Here is a 21031-nt window from a genome sequence, read left to right on the forward strand (position 1 = left end):
GACCTGCCGGCTCAGTATTCGCAGCCGCCCCGCACGTGTCAATGATCCGTTCTTACCCGTGCGGGCGCGTCCTCATACCTTCGGTGGCGTGGTCTCCCGCTCCGGATGGCGGTGTTTGCCCAGCGCCGCGATGAACGCCTGCGGATCTTCCCCGCCCAGCAGCAGACCGCCATCGTTCGGATCGGGATCGATGCCTGCGGCCGCGTAGACCTGCACGCCGTCGCCGATGCCCATCAGCGTCTTGCCGTGCCGGTAGGCATCACGCAGGAACTCAAGCGCCCGACCGTCGGCAGCCAGGAGCGCCGCGGCATCCGCGCCGCCCGCCACCACCGCCCCGTCGAACACGCCGGACGGATGGTTGTCCAGCGACGCATCCGCATCGAACGCGCCGCCGTCGACGGTCTGGACGGGACCAATGCGCTGACCCACCAGCCGCACGACGGCGCCCGCCTGAATCAGTGCGTCGGCCACCGCGGATACGGATTTGCCATCCACGCCTTCAGCCACCAGGATCGCGACCTTGCGCGTAGCTACGCTGCCGTCGCCCGGCCGCGCGGTCAGGGACAGCGATGGCGACACCTGCACTTCGGGCTTGGGCGGGTTCTTTATGGCGCGCGGCAACGGGTCCGGCAGCGCCATGCCGAGCTGATCGGCCACCCCTTGGGCCAACTCGTCGGACACGTTGCGCAGGGACGCCACCATGCGCTGGCGGATCTGCGGCACGGTCACCTTGCTGAGCTCGAACGCGAAGGCATCGACGATGTGCTTGCGCTCCCAGGCGGTCTGGCTGTCGTAGAACAGCGTGGCCTGGTTGTAGTGCTCGGCAAACTTTTCGGGATGCCCGCGCAATTCATCGCTCGTCACCGGTTCCGGGAACGACACGAAGCCGTCCATGCCCGCCTGGAACGGGCAGCCGCCGGCCAGCGAATTGGGCTCATAGGCCACCCGGCCGCGATGGATGGCCTGGCGGTGCATGCCGTCGCGCTGGTTGTTGTGCACCGGCGCCAGCGGCGCGTTGATGGGAATCTCGTGGAAGTTCGGGCCGCCCAAACGCGAGATCTGCGTGTCGACGTAGGAATGGATGCGGCCAGCCAGCAGAGGGTCATTCGTGAAGTCCACGCCGGGCACCACGTGCGCGGCGCAGAACGCCACCTGCTCGGTCTCGGCAAAAAAGTTGTCGGGGTTGCGGTCCAGCACCATGCGGCCAATCGGCACGACCGGCACCAGTTCCTCGGGCACGATCTTGGTGGCGTCCAGCACGTCGAAGCTGAACCCTTCGGCCTGATCCTCGGTGAAGACCTGCACACCCAGTTCCCATTCGGGGCCATGGCCCGCGTCGATCGCTTCCCACAGATCGCGCCGGTGATAGTCCGGGTCCGCGCCCGACACCTTGACCGCTTCGTTCCACACCTGCGAATGCGTGCCCAGGATCGGGTTCCAGTGGAATTTCACCAGCCGCGATTCGCCCTGCGCGTTGACGAAGCGGAACGTGTGCACGCCAAAGCCCTGCATCATCCGGTAGCTGCGCGGAATGGCGCGGTCCGACATCGCCCACATCAGCATGTGCGTCGATTCGGGCATGAGCGACACGAAGTCCCAGAAGGTGTCGTGCGCGGAAGCCGCCTGCGGCATGCCATGGTGCGGTTCGGGCTTGACCGCGTGAACCAGGTCCGGGAACTTCATTGCGTCCTGGATGAAGAACACCGGCATGTTGTTGCCGACCAGGTCCCAGTTGCCCTCGTCCGTGTAGAACTTCACGGCAAAGCCGCGCACGTCGCGCGCCGTATCCTTGGACCCGCGCTCACCAGCCACGGTCGAAAAGCGCACGAAGACCGGGGTCCGCTTGCCGGCCTCGGCAAACAGCGACGCAGCGGTCAGGTCCGTCAGCGGCTTGTAGCACTCGAAGTAGCCGTGGGCAGCCGAGCCGCGCGCGTGCACGATGCGCTCGGGGATGCGCTCGTGGTCGAAATGCGTGATCTTTTCACGCAGGATGAAGTCCTTCAGCAGCGCCGGCCCGCGCAGCCCTGCTTTCAGCGAGTGCTGGTTGTCGCTGATGCGCACGCCCTGGTTGGTGGTCAGGGCTTGGCCGCCGCCGTCCGCGCGCACGCGGGGCAACGTACCGTCGTTCTGGTTTACGCCCGGCGTGGCGGCATCGCCCGTCTTGTCCGAGACTTCCTTCTCGGACAGCGAGCTTGCGCCCACGGCGGGGTCCACCGTGCCCACGTGTGCGCCAGCGTAGGGACAGCGCGCGGCCTGCTCGCCGTACTCCGCTTCCTTGTTGGCGTTATGGGGGATGGCGCCTGTGGTGGCGCCCACGGCAGCCGCGCGCTGGAGCGCGGGGTGGGTCGGCTTGCCGGCGGGACCGGTGGCCGGACCGCTGTCGGTATTCATGTAGGCGGTGTCGAGCGCGCCGCCCTTTGCTGGCTTCTTGCTTGCCATGATTTTTTTCTCCTTAATGGGTCAGCATCGTTTCGCGCGCCTGCTCGGCGCGGGACGCACCAATGGCGGTTTCCACCTTCTTTACCTCTTCGGGCGGCGGCAGCACGGCCGGGAATCCCAGCGACTCGATCCACAACTCGCGCGACCAACCTTGCGTGTGATACAGGTGATGGTCCTCATCGGTGGCCACGGCGTCATAGGCCTGCTTCAGGATCTTGGCTTCTTCGCCCGATTGCTGCTCGGCAATCAGCCCGATCAGCGACCAGTTGGCGTGGTCCTTGGTCTCGGCCAGCACCACGCATTCGGTCGCCACCAGCTGAGCCGCGGCCGGGTCGCCGGCGTTGATGGCCATCTTCATCGCCCGCACCAGCGATTCGCCCAGGTGACGCACCACGTCGCGGCCCGGCGACTTGGCCTGCGGGTCCAGCTTCAGTTGTTCGAACACCGTCAGCAACACACGGCGATGGGTGCGGGTTTCTTCCAGATAGCCCAGCCATTCTTTCTTCAGGTCTTCATTGATGGCACAGCTGACCGCAGTCTCGTAAATGGCAAGGCCGCCGATCTCGGTTTCCAGCGCCTGGTACAGCAGCTCCTTGATCTGGCGGGCGTTTCCGGCTTTGCGTTTCATGGTTGGGCTCCTTGTCGTAGGTCATCAACGATGCGCACGGCGGGCGATCGCTTCCGATGGAGGCGCGAACACAGCAATTCGCGTTCCCGAGGCTGCGTCCGCCGAACCGCACAGGCGATTGCCGCCTTGAGAGCAGTGGCGGCCCGGAAGCTGTGCAGAAAATACAAAGCGCTCCAAAGCCGGACGCCGCGCCGATTCCCGTAGAATCGGGGGCATTACCCACAACAGCGCAAGGGCGTCGCGCCACCCGGCAGGCACAGCGACCCGCGCAACAAAGCAGCCGCATGACCATGAACGACCTCTGCGCCATCGCGATGGCCTTGCTGCTGACCTACGCCGGCATGGCTTGCCTGGCGCTCGCCACCCCCCGTCACTATCACCAGGTCTGGACGCGCAATCCGCACGCCGGCCACACGCGCGTCCTGCGCGGCGCCGGGGTCCTGTTGATGGGGCTGGCCATCCTTCCCTGCGTGGGCCTGTGGGGCGACGTGCTGGGGATGGTGGTCTGGCTGGGCTGGCTGTCCGCAGGCGCGCTGCTGTGGTTCGGCCTGCTGTCATGGGCCCCGCGGCCGGCCGCCGGCACGGCGGCGGTCGCGGTGGCGATTTCCCTGCTGGGCGTGAGTATCGGCTTCTGATCCGGCCGGGCCGGCCGCGGCCGCCAGGTACCAGGCCGGCCGCAGGCGCCAGGTACCAGGCCGGCGGCAGGCGCCGGGTGCGACCGATCGCCGCATTGCGCAAATTCACGACGGTTTTCGGCCATTTGATGCGGGTCAACCGGCATCCACATCCAGCGGTTCCAGCACCATATGTGGTGATAGAGTCTTCGCACTCCACTACATATGGTGCCAATAATGGAAATCCAACACATCCTCAAGCGCGACGGCCGCGTCGTTGCATTCGATAGCGAGAAGATCGCGCAAGCCATGGCGGCGGCGGGCCAAAGCACCGGGGAGTTGGACCTGCAAGGCGCGCGCGCGCTGACCGGCACCGTCATCGCAAAGCTGGACGGCAACGTCTGCCCCGGCGTCGAAACCATCCAGAACCGCGTCGAAGACGTGCTGGTCCAGGCAGGCCACTGGCGCACGGCGCGCGCCTACATCGTCCACCGCGAGCAGCACGCCCGCCTGCGTTCGCTGCGCCATACGCTGGTCGATGTCGAAAGCGCCATGGAAGAGTATCTGGAACAGCGCGATTGGCGCGTCAACGCCAACGCCAATCAGGGCTACAGCCTGGGCGGCCTCATCCTGAACGTCGCCGGCAAGGTCACTGCCAACTATTGGCTGTCCAACGTCTTCACGCCGGAAGCCGGCCATGCCCACCGCGAAGGCGACATCCACATCCACGACCTGGACATGCTCAGCGGCTACTGCGCCGGCTGGTCGCTGCGCCAGTTGCTGACCGAAGGCTTCAACGGCATTCCCGGCAAGGTCGAATCCACGCCGCCCAAACACATGTCGGCCGCCATCGGCCAAATCGTCAACTTCCTGGGCACGCTGCAGAACGAATGGGCCGGCGCGCAGGCGTTCAGCTCGTTCGACACCTACATGGCGCCCTTCATCCGCCGCGACGCGATGACCTACGCGGACGTCAAGCAATCCATCCAGGAACTCATCTTCAACCTGAACGTGCCCAGCCGCTGGGGCACACAAACGCCCTTCACCAACCTCACGTTCGACTGGACCTGCCCGGCCGACCTGAAGGACCAGATCCCTTACGTGGGCGGCGAGGAAATGCCGTTCTCCTACGGCGACCTGCAGGCCGAGATGGACATGATCAACCGCGCGTACATCGAGGTCATGATGGCCGGCGACGCGAAGGGCCGCGTGTTCACGTTCCCCATCCCCACGTACAACATCACGCCCGATTTCGACTGGGACCATCCCAATACCGAGCGCCTCTTTGAAATGACGGCGCGCTACGGATTGCCGTACTTCCAGAACTTCCTGAACTCCGACCTGGAGCCGCACATGGTGCGCTCCATGTGCTGCCGCCTGCAGCTCGACCTGCGCGAACTCCTGAAGCGCGGCAACGGCCTCTTCGGTTCGGCCGAGCAGACCGGTTCGGTCGGCGTGGTGACTGTGAACTGCGCCCGTCTGGGCCATACCTGCCGCGGCGACGAGGAGCGGCTGATGGCGCGCCTGGACCACCTGCTGGCGCTGGGCCGCGACGTGCTGGAAACCAAGCGCAAGGTAGTGCAGCGCTACATCGACCAGGGCCTCTACCCCTACACCCGCCGCTACCTGGGCACGCTGCGCAATCACTTCAGCACGCTGGGCGTGAACGGCATCAACGAGATGATCCGCAACTTCACGGACGACGCCGAAGACGTGACCACGCCCGCCGGCCACGCGTTTGCTGTGCGCCTCCTGGACCGCGTGCGCCAGCGCATGACCGAATTCCAGGAAGAAACCGGCCACCTCTACAACCTGGAGGCCACGCCGGCCGAAGGCACGACCTACCGCTTCGCCCGCGAAGACCGCAAGCGCTACCCCGGCATCCTGCAAGCGGGCACGGACGCCCAGCCCTACTACACCAACTCCAGCCAGTTGCCGGTGGGCTACACGGACGATCCCTTCCACGCGCTGCAACTGCAGGAAACGCTGCAAAGCAAGTACACGGGCGGCACCGTGCTGCACCTATACATGAACGAGGCCGTGTCCACCGCCGAGGCCTGCAAGCAGCTCGTGCGCCGCGCGCTCACCAACTTCCGCCTGCCTTACATCACGGTCACGCCCACGTTCTCCATCTGCCCGAATCACGGCTACCTGGCCGGGCACCACGAGTTCTGCCCCAAGTGCGACGCGGAACTGCTGGCCAAGCAATCGTCTTGCTGCACCCCGGCCTAGCGTTGCCGGAATCCGGGGCGGTGCGCAACCTTCCGGCGCGCGCCGTCCTTTACCCGCCGGGCAAGCGTCCGGCATCACTTTCCGAGGAAAACCTATGCAAACCTTGACCGCTCCCGTCGCCGCGTCCGCTCCCGCTGTCCAACTGGACGACAGCCAGCGCGTGCGCTGCGAAGTCTGGACCCGGGTGATGGGCTACCACCGCCCGGTTTCTTCCTTCAACACCGGCAAACAGGGCGAATTCAATGAGCGCCGCTTCTTCGTCGAACGCAGTGCCTGAAGGCGGATCGCCCCAGGGCAACTCGCAGGCCGGCGGCGCCGGCCGGCCCGCCGCCCAGGCCATTCGCCTGCTGGCGGATCGGCCGGCCTATGCCGCACCGCCGCAGCCGGTTATCCAGCCCCTGCCCCGGCACTCGCCCGCCGTGGGCGGGCTGGTGCCTTTTTCCACCGTCGACTGGCCCGGCCAACTGGCCGCGGTCGTGTTCATTTCGGGCTGCCCGTGGCGCTGTCACTATTGCCACAACGTCGAACTCCAGACGCGCGCCGCCCGCTATGACTGGCGCGAGGTCCGCGCCTTCCTCGAAACCCGCAAGGGCCTCCTGGACGCCGTTGTGTTCTCAGGCGGAGAGCCGCTGAGCGAGCCGCGCCTGCCCGCCATGATCCGGGACGTCAAGCGCATGGGCTACCGCGTGGGCCTGCACACCGCGGGCATCTACCCGCTACGGCTTGCCGACGTGCTGCGTCATCTGGACTGGGTGGGCATGGACATCAAGGCGGACGCCAAGGGTTACGACGACATCACGGGCCGGCGCGATTCCCAGCGACCGGCGCTGGCGTGCCTGACGCAGTTGCTGTCCGCCGGACTGGATTTCGAATGCCGCATCACGTGGCATCCCGACTGGCTGGACGAATCGCGGCTGATGGCGCTGGCGCGGGAACTGGCCCGCCGAGGCGTGCGTCGCTTTGCGGTGCAGGCCGCGCGCGCCGCACCCGGCACGCCCGTCGCGCGGGCGCTCAGCAACCAGGCGCAGGCCGAGCTGCGGCAGGCCTTTCAGGAATTCGCCTATCGCTGATTCAGATGCGCAGCCAGGGTGGCGTGGAAGCGCGGCGACACCACGGCGCCCACATTGCAGCGGGACCACGGCGACACCGCCGTGGGATCCACGCTGAACACGCGACCCGGCGCCATGATGACCTTCTCGGGCATCAGCGCCGCGGCCAGCGTCAGCGAATCCGCCACGCCGGGAAACGCAGCCCACAGATACAACGAACTGGTCGGCCGCGTGAACACCTGCGCGCCCAGCGAATCCAGCACCTGCAACGCCTGGCCGGTCGCAGCTTCCAGCCGCTGCCGCAGCCGCACCAGATGCCGCTCGTAATGGCCCTCGCGCAGCATCACGTCCACCATGCGCTCGCAATATTCAGAACTGCTGACGTGCACCAGCGCCTTGAGATCGGCCAGGTCGCTTGCCAGCGCGGCGTTGCACGCGATGAAACCCACGCGCAACGCCGCCGAGAAAGACTTCGAGAAGCTGCCGATGTAGATGGTGCGCTCAAGCTGATCCAGCGCCGACAGCCTGACCGACGACGTGGGCTTGAAGTCCGCCAGCGGGTCGTTTTCGACCACCATCAGGTTGTAGCGCTCTGACAGTTGCAGGATCTTGTAGGCCTTGGCCGGCGACATGTCCGAGCCGGTGGGATTGTGCGCGATCGACTGCGTAAAGAAGAGGCGCGGCTTTTCGCGCTGCAGCAACGATTCCAGTGCAACGACGTCCGGCCCGTCAGGCAGGCGCGGCACGCCCAGCATTCGCACGCCGGCCAGCTTCAGCTTGCCAAAGAGCGGGTAGTAGCCGGGATTGTCCACCAGCACCGTCGACCCCGGCGGCAGGAAGTAGCGGATCACCAGATCCATTGCCTCGTTGGCGCCATGCGTCAGCACCAGTTGCGACGGCGCGGTGTTGATGCCCACGTCGCCCAGCTTGCGGACCAGGCTTTCGCGCAGCGGCGCATAGCCAAAGCGGCTGCCGTAGCGGAACAGCGCGCCCAAACCCGTGCGCACCACCTTCTGGTGATACCGATCCATGCGCATGTCCGCCAGCCACTCCACCGGCGGAAAGCCGTCGCCCACGGCGACCGCATCTGGTTGGGTCTTGAGCTGTTCGCGCATCAGCCACACGATGTCCATCGCCCGGCTCAATTGCCCCGGCTCTTCGTCCGCGGCCGGGCGCGCGTGATCGACGTCCAGCACATAGAAGCCCGAGCCGCGCCGCGGTTCGACCAGCCCGCGCGCCACCAGCATTTCAAACGCCACCACGACTGTGTTCTTGGCGTAGCGGTGCAGTTGCGCCAGCTCGCGCAAGGACGGCAGCTTGTCGCCCGCGCGGTAGACGCCGTCGGCGATCTGCTGGCCGATCAGGTTAGCCAGGCTCTCGGCGATGGGCGCCGCGCGCTGCGGCCTGCCCGGCGAATTGGCGTCATCCACGTTGCGATCCCCGTCTTGTCGTTGCCAAAATTGGTGCAGTGCAATGGTACTGTTTGCCCAAACTGTACCTCTGAATAGCGGTACAGTTTACCTAGAATCAGGCCACTCGATTCTTATACGGAGACACGCCATCGTGGCCGATTCACGCCTGCCCAACTTCCGGGCCCTCACCCCCGCCCAACGCCTGGCCTTCATTGCCGACGCCGCCTCGCTTACCGATGAAGAGCGCCAAATGCTGGCCGAGCCCGGCGCGCTGAACCTGGCCCGCGCCGACGGCATGATCGAAAACGTCCTGGGGACGTTCGAGCTGCCGCTGGGCGTGGCGGGCAACTTCCAGGTCAATGGCCGCGACGTGCTCGTGCCGATGGCCGTGGAAGAGCCGTCCGTGGTGGCGGCCGCCTCGTTCATGGCCAAGCTGGCGCGAGAAGGCGGCGGCTTCGAGACGTCCAGCACCCGCCCGCTCATGCGCGCACAGGTGCAGGTCCTGGGCCTGACCGACCCGCATGGCGCGCGCCTTGCTCTGCTGCGCGAACGCGAACGCATCCTGACGCTGGCCAACAGCCGCGACAAGGTGCTGATCGAACTGGGCGGCGGCTGCCAGGACATCGAGGTCCACGTGTTCCCGGACACGCCGCGCGGCCCGATGATCGTGATGCACCTGATTGTCGACGTGCGCGACGCCATGGGCGCCAACACCGTCAACACCATGGCCGAGGCCGTGGCCCCGCTGGTCGAGGAAATTGTCGGCGGCTCGGTCCGCCTGCGCATCCTGTCCAACCTGGCCGACCTGCGGCTGGCCCGCGCCCGCGTGCGCCTGACGCCGCAGACGCTGGACACCAGGGAGCGCAGCGGCGCCGAGATCATCGAAGGCGTGCTGGACGCGTACACGTTCGCCGCCATCGACCCGTACCGCGCCGCGACGCACAACAAGGGCATCATGAACGGCATCGACCCGGTCATCGTCGCCACCGGCAACGATTGGCGCGCGGTCGAGGCCGGCGCGCACGCCTACGCCGCCCGGTCGGGCCGCTACACGTCGCTGACCCACTGGGAAAAGGACACGTCGGGCGCACTGGTCGGCAGCATCGAGATGCCCATGCCCGTGGGCCTGGTCGGCGGCGCCACCAAGACCCATCCGCTGGCGCGGCTTGCGCTCAAGATCATGGACGTACGCTCCGCGCAGGAGTTGGGCGAAGTCGCCGTGGCCGTCGGTCTGGCGCAGAATCTGGGCGCGCTGCGGGCGCTGGCCACCGAAGGCATCCAGCGCGGCCACATGGCGCTGCACGCCCGCAACATCGCGCTGGTGGCCGGCGCCACGGGCGCGGAGATCGACGAGGTCGCCAAGCGCATGGCCGCGGAAAAAGACGTCCGCACCGACCGCGCGCTGGCCTTGCTGGAGGAGCTGCGCGCGTCCCGATAACCCGCACGGCGAGTACCCGAGGCGGCGCCGGTCACCCCGCGCGCCGTCCGATAAACACAGGAGAGAGACATGAAACAAAGCCCTCAGGCGCCGTCCACGCGCCTGGCTGAAGTCTGGAGCGACACCGTGGATCTCAGGCATCTGGCCTGGGCCATCGGCATTGGGATCTCGGTCAGCGTGGCCGGCTTCTTTGCCGCCAGCCGCTGGCTGCGCGGCGTGGTGGCGTCACCCGAGCTCGCGCACGCATACGCGATGCTGGCCGGACTGGCCGGCTGCGTGCTGGCTGGCGTGATCTGCGCCCGACTGTTCCCGCCCAAACGCGAGGTCGTCGAGCACAGCGCCACGCACGATCCTGCCTGGCGCGCCGAAGTGCTGGCCGAGTTGGCCGAACAGCCCGGCGGCCTCGGCACGCTGGCGGACCTACCCGAGGCCGTGGTGCGCGAGCTGAAGGAACTGGACCTGTACGACCTGTTCGCGCAGCCCGCGGCGCCCGCCATCTCTGCCGCTGCCGCCGATGTTGCCGACCCCCGGCGCGGCGTCGCCAAGGAGGCCTTGGCATGAGCCCCGAACTGCTTGAACAAATCATGGTGGCCGCGGGCATGGGCCTGCTGGGCGCGGTCGTGTTTGCGGCCATCGGCCTGGTGTCCGGCACCGATGAAACCACGACGCTCGCGCCGCTGACGCTGCTGGTCGTGCTGCTGGGCGTGCCGCCCGCCGGCGTCTTTACGTTCTTTCTAGCGGGCGCGGTGGCCAAGCACATGACGCACGCCGTGCCGACCGCGCTGCTGGGCATCCCGGGCGACACCCTGGCCACGCCGCTGCTGCAGGACGCGAACATGCTGCGCAAGCTGGGCGTGCCGCACATTGCGCTGCGCAAGATGGTGTCCGGCGCCATCGTCGCCGCCTTTGTCGCGGTGCCGCTGGCGGTGCTGTTCGCCGTGCTGCTGGCGCCGTTCGGCGCCGCCATCACCAAGTCCGCCCCATGGATCTTCCTGGCGGCCGCATTGCTGATCGCGTATTTTTCCGCGGGACGCTGGGCGGCGGTGGCGCTGCTGGTGCCGTTCGTCATGGTGATCATTGCGCTGCAAAGCCTGACGGCCAAGTACGGCGTCAAGCTCAGCATCAGCTACTTCCTGGGCATCGCCATCGGACCGCTGATCGCCGACCTGTTCACCGTGCTGTCGCCGCAAGGCCGCGGCAAGATGATGCGCGACAAGGTGCGCACGTTCTCGCTGGCGCCTGACGTAAAAGGCTGGTCGGGCTACTTTCCGAACCCGCTGAAAGTCATGGACCGGGTGCAGACGCGCTGGACGCTTGCCACCGCAGCCGTGTCCAGCGCCACCTTCGTGTTCAGCCCGGTCGCCATGACCGTCGTGCTGGGCGAACTGGTGGGCTCGCGCGTCAAGCACGCCTATCACCGGCTGACGACGGTGCTGAGCGCGCGCAACGGCGTGACCGAGGCCACCTACATCGCCGAGGCCCTGATTCCGCTGATCGCCTTCGGCCTGCCCCTGAGCCCCGTGGCGGCGGGACCGGCCGCGCCGCTCTTCAACGCCCCGCCCCGCTTCACGGTGGATTCGGCAACGGGCCAGACGCACAACCTGCACAACCTGCTGAACCATTGGGAATTCCTGGGTTACGGCATGCTGGCGGTGCTGCTGGCGGCAGTGGTGTCCTATCCCTTCGCCATGAACTTCGCGCGCCGCGCCGCGCTGTTCGTGTCGCGCCGCGTCAGCCACGAGGCCATCATCGCCACGTTTGTCGGCCTGATCATCGTGATCAGCGTCTGGGAAGGCCAATTCCTGGGCCTGCTCGTCATCCTGACCATGGGCCTCATCGGCGGCCTGCTGTCGCGCCTGTTCGGCTTCAATACCGGCGTGCAGTTCAAGGGCTACTACACCGCCGTGCTGTCCGTGCCGGCGATGATCAAGCTGCTGGGATAAAAACGTGACGGATGGGCGGGAGCTGTCTGGCCCCCGCCCATTGCCGCACCACTTGATCCTTCGCAAGGCGGCGCTCCCCACGTTGCTCTAGCCTCTGCTCTCTTGACCAGAGGAAAGACTCATATCATGACGTGGTTCAAATCACTCACCCTCGCCGGACGCGAGTTGCTGCCCATCGTGCAGGGCGGCATGGGCGTTGGCGTATCCGCCCATCGCCTGGCCGGCGCGGTTGCCAGCCAGAACGCCGTGGGCACCATTGCCAGCGTCGATTTGCGCCATCACCACGCCGATCTCGTGGAAAAAACCGAAAAATGCAATGACCGCGACACGATCGACACCGCAAACCGCGAGGCCCTGCATCGGGAGGTCCGCGCCGCGCTCGATACGGCGCAAGGGCGCGGCCTGGTGGCGGTAAACGTCATGAAAGCCGTGCGCGACCATCCCGCGCTGGTGCGCCAGGCCTGCGAAAGCGGCGCCGAGGCCATCGTCATGGGTGCGGGCCTGCCGCTCGACCTGCCTGAAATGACGGCCGACTTCCCCAAAGTGGCGCTGGTGCCCATTCTCTCCGAAGCGCGCGGCGTTGCAGCCGTGCTGAAGAAGTGGATGAAAAAGGGCCGTCTGGCCGACGCCGTCGTCATCGAACACCCGGGTTACGCGGGCGGCCACCTGGGCGCGGCACGAATCGACGACCTGCACAGCGAACGCTTCGATTTCAAAAAGGTGCTGGCAGATTGCCACGCCCTTTTCACTGAACTGCAACTGGGCCGTGACGCCCCCCGCCTGATCGTCGCGGGCGGCGTCGGCAGCCACGAACAGGTCCGCCACTGGCTCAGCAACGGCGCCGATGGCGTGCAGGTCGGCACCGCGTTCGCCGTCACCCACGAAGGCGACGCCCACGAAAACTTCAAGCGCGTCCTGATCGACGCCGACCCCGCCGAACTGGCGGAATTCACCAGCGTGGCCGGCCTGCCGGCACGTGCGGTCGCCACGCCGTGGCTGACGCGCTACCTTCGCCAGGAAGGCACGCTGCAAGCCAACACCCGTGCCGATCCGCGCCGCTGCAGCCAGCGTATGGACTGCCTGACGCAATGCGGCCTGCGCGACGGCATCGCCAAGTTCGGCCAATTCTGCATCGACCTGAAGCTCGCGGCCGCCATGCGTGGCGAAGTCAGCCGCGGTCTTTTCTTCCGCGGCGCGTCCAAACTGCCATTCGGCAATGCCATGCGTTCCGTGCGCGAACTGATGGATTACCTGCTGCACGGCGAGATGCCCGCCGCGGCATAGGTCGGCAGCCCCTCTCAGATGATCTCCGGCAGCCGCCGCAGATCATCGATCACTTCAAAGGCGCCCTCGTCCAGCAACCGCTGCCGCTGTTGCGGTCCGTTGTGCGAGGCGCCCACAAACCCCACTGCCCGCATGCGCGCCGCACGGGCAGCGCGCACACCCGGCACGCTGTCCTCGACCACGACGCAATCCAGCACCGCGGCCCGCATCTGCCGCGCCGCGTACAGAAAAACGTCCGGCGCCGGCTTGCCCTTGGCCACCTGCGCCGTGCTGAACACATGCGGTGCAAACGTCTCCCACAGACCCACCATCTTGAGCGCCGCCTCCAGCTTGGCCGGCATGCTGCTGGACGCGACGCACAGGTCCAGCCCGCGTTCCTTCAATACATTCAGCGTCTCGTGCACGTGCGGCAAGGGGCGCAGTTCGGTGCGGAACGTGCGATCCAGCCGGTCGGCATACTGGCGCGCGAAGCCTTCGGGCAACGCGCAGGCGTGCTCGGCCTGCAACGTGCGCCACATGTCCGCATCCGGAATGCCGGCAAAGCGCAGCGCGGCCTCTTCGGGCGTGATGGCGATGCCGTGCTCGGCCAGGGCGCTGGATTGGGCGCGCGCGGCGATGATTTCGCTGTCGATCAGGACGCCATCGCAATCAAAGATGACCAGGCGCGGGGCGGGCGTGTGCATGTAACCTCCAACGTGTTCGGCCGCTCCATGATAGGCCAGCCCGGTTACAGCGAAGCGCCCGCCTCATGACCGGCACCGAGTGACCGACGGCGCGCGCTGCCAAGCCTCGTCAAAGATTGGTGCCCCCGACGCGCCGCAGGCGCCAGGCGACGGCCACACCCGCCAGTCCTGCCGCCGCCACGATGAACGACGCGGAGGACCAGCCAAAACGGTCGATCGCGCCGCCCACCGCCACTGGTCCGATGACCTGCCCCAGATTGCTGCCCTGCATGACCAGCCCCACCGACGCCGCGGTCAACGCCGGACGTGGCGCCACCTGCGGCGCGGTGCCAAGCAGCGTCGCCGGGATCAGCCCGCCCACGGCCGAAAACAGCACGCACAGCAGAAAGGTGGTCATGGCCGGCAGTGCGGAACCGAAGATCAGCAGCGACACGCCCGCCATCACTGCGCTGGCGCAGGCGATCAACGTGGACCGCCGCCAGCCGCGTGCAAGCAGTACGCCCGCCCCCAGATTGCCCACCACGTTGGCGGCGCTGGCGATGGCGCTGTACAGCCCGGCCGCCGCCAGCGTCAGCCCCAGTTGCTCCATGAGCAGCACCGGCAGGAAGGTGAACAGCGCGAAGAACATCAGGCTGTAGAGCGTGAATGACAGCGCCAGCAACATCGGGCCGGCCGCGCCCATGGTGTCGACCGTGTCCTGTCGTAGCCCCTGCCACGACAGGGCCGCGCCGCGAGGCGTGGGCGGCGCCAGCACGGCGATGCTGGCAAGCGCCACGCCTGCAGCGATGCCCGCGCACCACCAATAGGCGTGCCAGTCGTCGAACGCCTGCGAGGCGAGCATCGCGATTGCCATCCCGGCCGGCATGTAGCAGCTCCAGAGTGCAAAGGCGAAATCGCGCCTGCCGCCGGTGACGATGCGCTGCAGCGCGGCAGGCCCCGCCACCGTAATCATCAGGAAACCCAGTCCCTCGATCACCCGGGAGCCCAGCAGCACGCCATAGCCGGGCGCCAGCGCGCCCACCGCCGTGCCCGCCGCGGTCGCCGCCAGGCCCAGGATCAGCATGCGCCGGGCGCCAAAGCGCGCGATCACCCCGCCCGCCGCGATGCCGCCCACCATGCCCAATATCGAAAACACCGCCGTCAGCGTGCCAATGGACGCGAGGTCCAGCCCCATGTCCTTGCGCAGCAGCGGCGCGGCGATGATGACCTTGCCCACCTGCAACGCCGCCACGACGCCCGCGCCAACGATGGCCAGCACCGCGCCCCAATGCGGGTGCCCGATGGCACGTTCCGCCCCTTCGACCTTGTCCATCCCACCCTCGCTTTCACCAAGATTCCGGCATCATGCCTCGCAAAATTGATTCCGCGAAGTGATAACCTTTCGACGATCTTGATCGAACAAATAGATCACCCTTCCCATGATTGACGCGCTGACCCTGGACCAACTGCGTGTGTTCGCCGCCGTCGCAGATACCGGCAGCTTTCGCGCGGCCGCCCGCCGCTTGTCCCGCGTGCAGTCCGCCGTCAGCCACGCCATTGCCAACATGGAGGCGCAACTGGGCGTACCGCTGTTCGACCGCACCGGCCATCGTCCCGTCATGACGCCGCAGGGCCAGGCGCTGCTTGCCAATGCCCGCGACATCCTGCTGCGGGTCGATGCGATGCGCGCCCGCGCGCAAGGCCTGGGCGAAGGCGTCGAGCTGGAGCTTTCGCTGGTGGTGGATACGCTCTTTCCGATCGAACGGGCTGGTGCGGCGCTGAACCACATGCGCGCGGCGTATCCCTCGGTGGCGATGCGTGTCTCGGTGCTGCCCTTGGGCGGACCGGTCGACGCGCTGTTGGCCGGCACGCACACATTGGGCATTCTTGCAGGCGAGCATTTCCGGCATCCGCGCATTGCGGTGCAGGCGCTTGGCGCCATCCAGATGGTGGCCGTGGTCGGCGCTTCGCATCCCCTGGCGCAGACTGCGCGCGCCGGCCGCGCGCTTACCGCGGCGGAGCTGGCGGATCACCTTCAGATCGTGCAGTCCGATCCCTCGTCGCTGTCGGAGGGCCGCGACTTTGCCGTGCTGTCGCCGCAGACCTGCCGCGTCAGCGGCCAGGACACCAAGCACGCGCTGATCCTGTCCGGGCTCGGCTGGGGCCGACTGCCGCTGTGGCAGGTCGAGCGCGACCTGGCCGAGGGCCGCCTGCTGCGCGTGCCCACCGCCAGCCTGGGCCGCGACAGCCAGATCACCACCGAAACGTATCTTGCGCACCGCATCGACCGGCCGCTGGGACCGGCCGCGCGCGCGCTGGCCGCGGCGCTGCACGCCGGCATTCACCCCTAAGTCTTGGGCGGCTGCGCGTAGCTCACCCCCATGCCGGCGCGCACGTCGTTCTGGATGCCATAGGGCGCGATGGGATAGCGCAGGCCATTGGCTGCCAGCGCCTTCATGCCCTCGATGGCAATCGGCAGATAGCGGGGAGGCAGCGCCATCAGCATTTCTTCGTCGGGCACGCCGCCATAGCGGCGCTCGGCGAAACAGGGCAAGGACAGGCTGGGCTCGCCGGTGGCAAGCGCCCTGCCCCAGGAATCCGCACAGGCGGTTTCTCCGACGACGCTCCAGTCAAAGCGCCGGTAGTTCTTCCATTGCAAGCCGTTGATCAGGATGATCATCTGACCCGGCGTGGCGTACACGAGGCAGATGTCCGGCGGATCCAGGCGCCCCGATGCCAGCGGCGACACGACCATGGCTCGGTACTTGTCCGCCGGCACACAGGTCAGCGCCTCCTGGCGCGCCCGTGCATCGGCTTCGGTCGCGTGCCAGACCCCCACATACTCCTTGCCGCGCTTCCATGCTTCGTCCTGTGGCCCCAGCCCGATGACCGCGCGGCATTGCGCGCCGACCAGATCGTCGCCCGTGATGCCAACCGTCCAGCCCAGCCTTGCCGCCATGCCCACGATCTGGTCCGTGGTGTGCGTGGCCTTGGGCCGGCGCAGGCCCTTCACCCCCGCCATGTCGGCTTCGTGCTCGTAAAGCTTCATGCCGATGACGGTGGTCTTCAGCCGCAGCAGCCGGTTCAGGTCGTCAACCAGCGACGCCCAATCGAGCGCGGTTTCCTGCCTTGTCTCTTCCATGTTCGTCCTTTGGACTGTTGTTCGCGGTCTGGCGCGCCGGAGGCCCGCGCTGCCGCACGGGGTCAAGACTACAACGCGTCAGGCGAACCCGTCGATGCCCCGCATCAGCGCCGCCGCCATGCGCGGCTGGCGCAACTGGTCCAGCCACCAGCGCAGCGCCCGCCCGTCGTGATCGCCGCGCCAGGCTAGGTACAGCAGGTTGGGCTCGCGCGGCGTCTCGGTGGCCATCTCGACCAGTTCGCCTCGCGCCAGCAGCGAGGCCACGCGGTGGCGCGGCACCCAACCCACGCCGAGCCCTTCGCGTTGCGCCAGGATTTTCGCGCGCATGCTAGGCACGGCCAATGTCACCTGCCCGCCGACCCTGCCGTACCCGCGCGCCGACGAGCCGCGCGCCGTGTCGGCGACGACGACGGCGCGATGTTGCTGGATCTGGTCCTGGCGCAACGGCCCCTTTGCCTTGGCGAGCGGATGGCGCGGTGATATGGCAAACAGCCATTCCATCTCGCCCAACGCCGCCCATTGCAGGTTCGGCATGGTCTGCGGCTCGTTGGTCGCGCCCACAATCAGGTCTGCCCGTCCCTCGCGCAGCGCTTCCCACGTGCCGCCCAGCACTTCGTGCGTGAAGCGCAGCCTTACGCCTGAATCCAGCTTGTCGAAGGCCCCGACCAGCGGCGCCATCAGTTCGAATTCCAGGATCTCGTCGCTGACGATGTGCAGGCGGTCTTCCCAGCCGCTGGCCACTTGCCGCACGCGCTGCGTGAGCCGGCTGACATCCTGCGCCAGCCGCGCGGCTTCGTCCGCCAGCAATTGGCCGGCGGGCGTCAGTTGCAGCCGATACCCGCGGCGGTCGAACAAGAGGGCATCGAAGCGTTCCTCCAGTTGCCGCGCGGCGTGCGACACGGAAGACGGCGCCTTGCCCAGCCGGGCGGCCGCCCGGGACAGGCTGCCGCTATCGCGGATGGCTTCCAGCAGCGAGAGTTCATTGGCAGTCAGCATCGCGGGCTCAACATAGTGGGCTGTACCTCTGGGGATACACGTTCCGGGCCAAACATGTGCAATTTCTTCGAACGTGTTTGTGCGTCAGATCGTACGACAAACCACCGGGCCAAGCGCAACATGGCTACACCTCACCTCCACACCAAAGGAACCCGTCATGAACCGTTTTGAACAAAAGACCGTCCTGGTCACCGGTGGCACCAGCGGCATCGGCCTCGCTGCCGCCCAAGCCTTCGCCGCCGAAGGCGCCCGCGTCATCGTTACCGGACGCGACACCGCGGCGCTGGAAAAGACCCGCGTCACCCTGGGCGGCAACGCCTTGGCCATCCAGAACACCGCTGGCGCGCCCGGCGCGGCGGCGGCCCTGGCGGACGCATTGGCCTCGGCAGGCGTGCGCCTGGACGCCGTCTTCGTCAATGCAGGCATCGCCAAATTCGCCACGCTGGCCGACGCCACCGAAGACCTGTGGGACCAGACGTTCGACACCAACGTCAAGGGCGTGTTCTTTCAGTTGCAGGCGCTGGACCCCTTGCTCAACGCGGGCGCGTCCATCGTGCTCAACGGGTCCATCAATGCCCATATCGGCATGCCGGCGTCGTCGATCTACGCGGCCAGCAAGGCGGCGCTGATCTCGCTGGCGAAAACGCTGTCGGCCGAATGGCTGCCGCGCGGCGTCCGGGTCAACGTCGTCAGCCCCGGTCCGGTCACGACGCCGATCTACGGCAAGCTGGGCCTGGACGCCGACACGCTTGAGAAGACAGCCGCCAGCATCCAGTCGCAGATTCCGCTGGGCCGCTTCGGTACGCCGCAAGAAATCGCCGCAACCGTCCTGCATCTGGCTGCGCGCGAATCGGCCTTCATCGTGGGCACGGAGATCATTGCGGACGGCGGGATGAGCCAGCTTTGAACCGGCGCAGGGCCGATGGCCGGGCGGTGCTAGGATGCGGGGCATGACTTCGATCCTGCACGCCCACCCCATCGACCCCGCCGTCCGCGAACGCGTGATGGCGACCCTGCAAGACATCGAGCAGCGCCACGACGTGCGCGTCCTGCTCGCCTGCGAATCCGGCAGCCGCGGCTGGGGCTTTGCCTCGCCCGACAGCGACTACGACGTGCGCTTTCTGTACGTACACAAGCTGGACTGGTATCTGCGCGTGGCGCCACAACGCGACGTGATCGAGCTGCCGATTGACGACGAACTGGACGTCTCGGGCTGGGAGCTGCGCAAGTCCCTGCAACTCTTGCGCGGTTCCAACCCCACGCTTTTCGAGTGGCTGGATTCGCCCATCATCTATCGCCAGGACGACGCCGTCAGCGCGTGGCTGCGGCATTTCCGCAGCGCGTACTTCTCCAGCACCAAGGGGCGCTGGCACTACGTTGCCATGGCCGGCCGCAACTTCCGCGAATCGCTGCAGGGCGACACGGTTCGCCTGAAGAAGTATCTGTACGTCCTGCGCCCGGTGCTGGCCGCCCAATGGATCGACAGCGGCCGGGGCGTTCCGCCGATGCGCTTTGCCGATCTGGCCGACGTCATCATCACCGACGCCGCGTTGCGCGCCGAGATCAATGAACTGCTGGCCATCAAGATGGCGGCGGGCGAAGCCGAGCACGGTCCTCGCTTCCCGCTGATGCACGCGTATCTTGAGTCGACCTTGGCCGAACTGGAAAAGGCGCCCTACTTCGACCGGCCCGACGGCCAGACCGAGACGCTGGACCGGTTTTTGTATGAGGTCGTCACGGGCGCGCCGCTGACGTATTGAAGCGCTGAAGCAGGCGTTGCCTGACACGCGGGCGGCAGGATCGTCAGTATGGCCGCGGTGTGTGACACCCGAGAAACTGATCGTCCATTCGAGCCGGCACCGCGGGGAGGTCAAACACCATTTCACCGTATTGAGCTGTTGAACCGGCCGGCCGCCGATGCCCGTTGCGACGGCGCGCCCTCCCTCATTGCCGCGCACAAACGCGTTTCACGTATCATCACCGGCCCCTTTATCTAGATGGAACAAGCGAGCATGTCCGACACCACCAAGCCCTTCGACGTCCAGAACTTCATCGCCCAAAGCATGGAAGGCATGCAGACCGCCACCACGGCGCATTGCGCAACCTGGCACCTGGACGAGGCCGAGCAATGGTCGGTGGACATGGATAGCGGCCTGATCGTGTTCCAGCTGCCGGGCGACATCGTCGCGTCCGCGCCGGTGCAGATCATCGGCACGTCCAACAGCGAAGACGGCAGCTTCCTGTGGGGCTGGGACCATCCGTCGGTGCCGGCCGAGCTGGCCGAGCACGCGCAACTGGCGTTGGCATTCGGGCGTGCGCATGGACTGCCCGCTTACACCGAACGCAAGGTCGATTGCGACGACGCCCAGGCTTGGGAGTTCACCGCCGTCGCCATGCGGCTGGGTGAAGCCTCCGGCTCGTATCGCGCGCAGGCGTCGGAGACGGCGCATGTGTGGATGACATTCGGGAAAGTGTCGCTGTCGAAGGCGGAAAGCGAGTGACGGTGGCGTCAGAGGCCATCGGCCTGCTGCTGGCCGTTGTCCTTTGTGCCCTGCTGCATGTGATGGTGATGGCCTTCGCGGGACGCGCGTTGGGCGTGGCGCTGGACGAACTGTCGTTCGGGCTGGGGCCGCGCCTGTTGCGGACGGGTAGGCTCAGCATCCGGCTGCTGCCCATCGGCGGCGCGGTCCGCTTCCAGACGGCGGGCGACACGATGCCGGCGGATGACGCGGACATTCACCCGCAACACCTGGAAGCGCAGCCGCTCTGGGCGCAACTGTTCATCGGCGCTTCCGGCTGCCTCGCGCTGATCGCGTTGGCGTGCGCGCTGCTCGGCGGCATGGCCGGTGTGCAGGCGCTGGCGGGTGGATTCACGAACATCATCAGCGGCGCGCTGTCGCCGCTGCACACGGCGCAGGCGCTGCTGGCGCGCGTGGATGGCGCCGCGCAAGGTCTGCCATTTTCCACGTTGCTGGGCCTGACCGCCGCCACCACGGCAGCGCTGAACCTGCTGCCCTTGCCGGGCGCGAACGGCGGTTACCTGTTGGGCGCGGTGGGAAAAAGCGCCGGCTTGGGCAAGCATTGGCCGGCATCCGTTACGCAGATCCTGCTGCTGGCTTATGTGGCGCTGGCGGCATCCTGGCTCGTCGCGGCCGTGGTGTACCTCAGCAATGGTGTCTGACACCCGAGTGA

General features: G+C 67.1%; 20 protein-coding genes. 13 read left to right on the plus strand and 7 right to left on the minus strand.

Annotated elements, in window-relative coordinates; translation table 11 throughout:
- Window positions 1-72: 72 nt before the first annotated feature.
- The gene (locus KW836_RS16795; RefSeq protein WP_218344109.1) at window positions 73-2439 is read right to left on the minus strand and encodes a catalase; all 2367 of its coding nucleotides are present in this window, start codon (window positions 2437-2439) and stop codon (window positions 73-75) included.
- Between the two features lie 13 nt (window positions 2440-2452).
- Window positions 2453-3067 carry a hypothetical protein gene (locus tag KW836_RS16800; protein WP_175136306.1) on the minus strand — a complete coding sequence of 205 codons (615 nt, stop codon included), beginning with the start codon at window positions 3065-3067 and terminating at the stop codon, window positions 2453-2455.
- A gap of 284 nt (window positions 3068-3351) precedes the next feature.
- Here KW836_RS16800 and KW836_RS16805 point away from each other — a divergent pair, with 284 nt between their 5' ends.
- The 4 genes from KW836_RS16805 (at window position 3352) to KW836_RS16820 (ending at window position 6983) form a co-directional block, all read left to right on the plus strand.
- Window positions 3352-3702 (plus strand): DUF3325 domain-containing protein, encoded by a 351-nt coding sequence (locus KW836_RS16805; protein WP_175121279.1) that lies wholly within the window; start codon window positions 3352-3354, stop codon window positions 3700-3702.
- 216 nt (window positions 3703-3918) lie between these two features.
- Window positions 3919-5913 (plus strand): ribonucleoside triphosphate reductase, encoded by a 1995-nt coding sequence (locus tag KW836_RS16810; RefSeq protein ID WP_218344110.1) that lies wholly within the window; start codon window positions 3919-3921, stop codon window positions 5911-5913.
- A 94-nt stretch (window positions 5914-6007) separates the two neighbouring features.
- Window positions 6008-6190 (plus strand): anaerobic ribonucleoside-triphosphate reductase, encoded by a 183-nt coding sequence (gene nrdD / locus KW836_RS16815; RefSeq protein WP_175121277.1) that lies wholly within the window; start codon window positions 6008-6010, stop codon window positions 6188-6190.
- Window positions 6156-6983: an anaerobic ribonucleoside-triphosphate reductase activating protein gene (locus KW836_RS16820; protein WP_218344111.1), complete on the plus strand. Its 828-nt coding sequence runs from the start codon at window positions 6156-6158 to the stop codon at window positions 6981-6983. The genes nrdD and KW836_RS16820 overlap by 35 nt, the downstream gene beginning before the upstream one ends.
- Here the strand turns inward: KW836_RS16820 and KW836_RS16825 are convergent.
- Window positions 6974-8392, minus strand: coding sequence for a PLP-dependent aminotransferase family protein (locus KW836_RS16825; RefSeq protein WP_218344112.1), 1419 nt, complete (start codon window positions 8390-8392; stop codon window positions 6974-6976). The genes KW836_RS16820 and KW836_RS16825 overlap by 10 nt on opposite strands.
- Window positions 8393-8522: 130 nt before the next feature.
- Here KW836_RS16825 and KW836_RS16830 point away from each other — a divergent pair, with 130 nt between their 5' ends.
- The 4 genes from KW836_RS16830 (at window position 8523) to KW836_RS16845 (ending at window position 13039) form a co-directional block, all read left to right on the plus strand.
- Entirely contained in the window at window positions 8523-9812 is a 1290-nt protein-coding gene (locus tag KW836_RS16830; protein ID WP_218344306.1) for a hydroxymethylglutaryl-CoA reductase, degradative, read from the plus strand.
- Window positions 9813-9881: 69 nt separating this feature from the next.
- A complete protein-coding gene (locus KW836_RS16835; RefSeq protein ID WP_218344113.1) occupies window positions 9882-10373 on the plus strand; it encodes a hypothetical protein in 492 nt (163 codons plus the stop codon).
- On the plus strand, window positions 10370-11755 hold the full coding sequence (locus tag KW836_RS16840) for a tripartite tricarboxylate transporter permease (protein ID WP_218344114.1): 1386 nt from the start codon (window positions 10370-10372) through the stop codon (window positions 11753-11755). Before KW836_RS16835 ends, KW836_RS16840 begins: the two co-directional genes overlap by 4 nt.
- 126 nt (window positions 11756-11881) lie before the next feature.
- Complete coding sequence (locus tag KW836_RS16845) at window positions 11882-13039, plus strand: nitronate monooxygenase family protein (protein ID WP_218344115.1); 1158 nt, start codon at window positions 11882-11884, stop codon at window positions 13037-13039.
- Between the two features lie 14 nt (window positions 13040-13053).
- Here KW836_RS16845 and KW836_RS16850 read toward each other — a convergent pair whose 3' ends face one another.
- Together KW836_RS16850 and KW836_RS16855 are read right to left on the minus strand one after the other, a co-directional pair.
- A complete protein-coding gene (locus KW836_RS16850) occupies window positions 13054-13722 on the minus strand; it encodes an HAD family phosphatase (RefSeq protein WP_218344116.1) in 669 nt (222 codons plus the stop codon).
- 109 nt (window positions 13723-13831) lie between these two features.
- On the minus strand, window positions 13832-15034 hold the full coding sequence (locus tag KW836_RS16855; RefSeq protein ID WP_218344117.1) for a CynX/NimT family MFS transporter: 1203 nt from the start codon (window positions 15032-15034) through the stop codon (window positions 13832-13834).
- A gap of 106 nt (window positions 15035-15140) precedes the next feature.
- Between KW836_RS16855 and KW836_RS16860 the strand changes: the two genes are divergently transcribed.
- Window positions 15141-16052: a LysR family transcriptional regulator gene (locus tag KW836_RS16860; RefSeq protein ID WP_218344118.1), complete on the plus strand. Its 912-nt coding sequence runs from the start codon at window positions 15141-15143 to the stop codon at window positions 16050-16052.
- On the opposite strand, the gene KW836_RS16865 is transcribed toward KW836_RS16860, so the two are convergent.
- A complete protein-coding gene (locus KW836_RS16865) occupies window positions 16049-16843 on the minus strand; it encodes a DUF169 domain-containing protein (protein WP_218344119.1) in 795 nt (264 codons plus the stop codon). The genes KW836_RS16860 and KW836_RS16865 overlap by 4 nt on opposite strands.
- 78 nt (window positions 16844-16921) lie before the next feature.
- Window positions 16922-17839, minus strand: a complete 918-nt coding sequence (locus KW836_RS16870) for a LysR substrate-binding domain-containing protein (protein ID WP_218344120.1) — start codon at window positions 17837-17839, stop codon at window positions 16922-16924.
- Between the two features lie 157 nt (window positions 17840-17996).
- Here KW836_RS16870 and KW836_RS16875 point away from each other — a divergent pair, with 157 nt between their 5' ends.
- The 4 genes from KW836_RS16875 to KW836_RS16890 all read left to right on the plus strand — a co-directional run bounded on the left by KW836_RS16875 (window position 17997) and on the right by KW836_RS16890 (window position 21020).
- The gene (locus KW836_RS16875) at window positions 17997-18746 is read left to right on the plus strand and encodes an SDR family oxidoreductase (RefSeq protein WP_175183661.1); all 750 of its coding nucleotides are present in this window, start codon (window positions 17997-17999) and stop codon (window positions 18744-18746) included.
- 43 nt (window positions 18747-18789) lie between these two features.
- Window positions 18790-19599: a nucleotidyltransferase domain-containing protein gene (locus tag KW836_RS16880; RefSeq protein ID WP_218344121.1), complete on the plus strand. Its 810-nt coding sequence runs from the start codon at window positions 18790-18792 to the stop codon at window positions 19597-19599.
- A 252-nt stretch (window positions 19600-19851) separates the two neighbouring features.
- Window positions 19852-20340 carry a DUF6882 domain-containing protein gene (locus KW836_RS16885; protein WP_218344122.1) on the plus strand — a complete coding sequence of 163 codons (489 nt, stop codon included), beginning with the start codon at window positions 19852-19854 and terminating at the stop codon, window positions 20338-20340.
- A complete protein-coding gene (locus tag KW836_RS16890; protein WP_218344123.1) occupies window positions 20337-21020 on the plus strand; it encodes a site-2 protease family protein in 684 nt (227 codons plus the stop codon). The genes KW836_RS16885 and KW836_RS16890 overlap by 4 nt, the downstream gene beginning before the upstream one ends.
- Window positions 21021-21031: the final 11 nt, after the last annotated feature.

The sequence above is a fragment of the Achromobacter sp. ACM05 genome, from assembly GCF_019218915.1.
Taxonomy (GTDB): Bacteria; Pseudomonadota; Gammaproteobacteria; order Burkholderiales; family Burkholderiaceae_B; genus Achromobacter; species Achromobacter animicus.

Excerpts from the sequence above, each read along its gene's own strand:
- KW836_RS16840 (WP_218344114.1), top strand. The coding sequence starts at position 10,370 with ATGAGCCCCGAACTGCTTGAACAAATCATGGTGGCCGCGGGCATGGGC.
- KW836_RS16810 (WP_218344110.1), top strand. The coding sequence starts at position 3,919 with ATGGAAATCCAACACATCCTCAAGCGCGACGGCCGCGTCGTTGCATTC.
- KW836_RS16865 (WP_218344119.1), bottom strand. The coding sequence starts at position 16,843 with ATGGAAGAGACAAGGCAGGAAACCGCGCTCGATTGGGCGTCGCTGGTT.
- KW836_RS16795 (WP_218344109.1), bottom strand. The coding sequence starts at position 2,439 with ATGGCAAGCAAGAAGCCAGCAAAGGGCGGCGCGCTCGACACCGCCTAC.
- KW836_RS16860 (WP_218344118.1), top strand. The coding sequence starts at position 15,141 with ATGATTGACGCGCTGACCCTGGACCAACTGCGTGTGTTCGCCGCCGTC.
- KW836_RS16820 (WP_218344111.1), top strand. The coding sequence starts at position 6,156 with ATGAGCGCCGCTTCTTCGTCGAACGCAGTGCCTGAAGGCGGATCGCCC.
- KW836_RS16855 (WP_218344117.1), bottom strand. The coding sequence starts at position 15,034 with ATGGACAAGGTCGAAGGGGCGGAACGTGCCATCGGGCACCCGCATTGG.
- KW836_RS16805 (WP_175121279.1), top strand. The coding sequence starts at position 3,352 with ATGACCATGAACGACCTCTGCGCCATCGCGATGGCCTTGCTGCTGACC.
- KW836_RS16875 (WP_175183661.1), top strand. The coding sequence starts at position 17,997 with ATGAACCGTTTTGAACAAAAGACCGTCCTGGTCACCGGTGGCACCAGC.
- KW836_RS16885 (WP_218344122.1), top strand. The coding sequence starts at position 19,852 with ATGTCCGACACCACCAAGCCCTTCGACGTCCAGAACTTCATCGCCCAA.
- KW836_RS16835 (WP_218344113.1), top strand. The coding sequence starts at position 9,882 with ATGAAACAAAGCCCTCAGGCGCCGTCCACGCGCCTGGCTGAAGTCTGG.
- KW836_RS16850 (WP_218344116.1), bottom strand. The coding sequence starts at position 13,722 with ATGCACACGCCCGCCCCGCGCCTGGTCATCTTTGATTGCGATGGCGTC.
- KW836_RS16880 (WP_218344121.1), top strand. The coding sequence starts at position 18,790 with ATGACTTCGATCCTGCACGCCCACCCCATCGACCCCGCCGTCCGCGAA.
- KW836_RS16845 (WP_218344115.1), top strand. The coding sequence starts at position 11,882 with ATGACGTGGTTCAAATCACTCACCCTCGCCGGACGCGAGTTGCTGCCC.
- KW836_RS16870 (WP_218344120.1), bottom strand. The coding sequence starts at position 17,839 with ATGCTGACTGCCAATGAACTCTCGCTGCTGGAAGCCATCCGCGATAGC.
- KW836_RS16800 (WP_175136306.1), bottom strand. The coding sequence starts at position 3,067 with ATGAAACGCAAAGCCGGAAACGCCCGCCAGATCAAGGAGCTGCTGTAC.
- nrdD (WP_175121277.1), top strand. The coding sequence starts at position 6,008 with ATGCAAACCTTGACCGCTCCCGTCGCCGCGTCCGCTCCCGCTGTCCAA.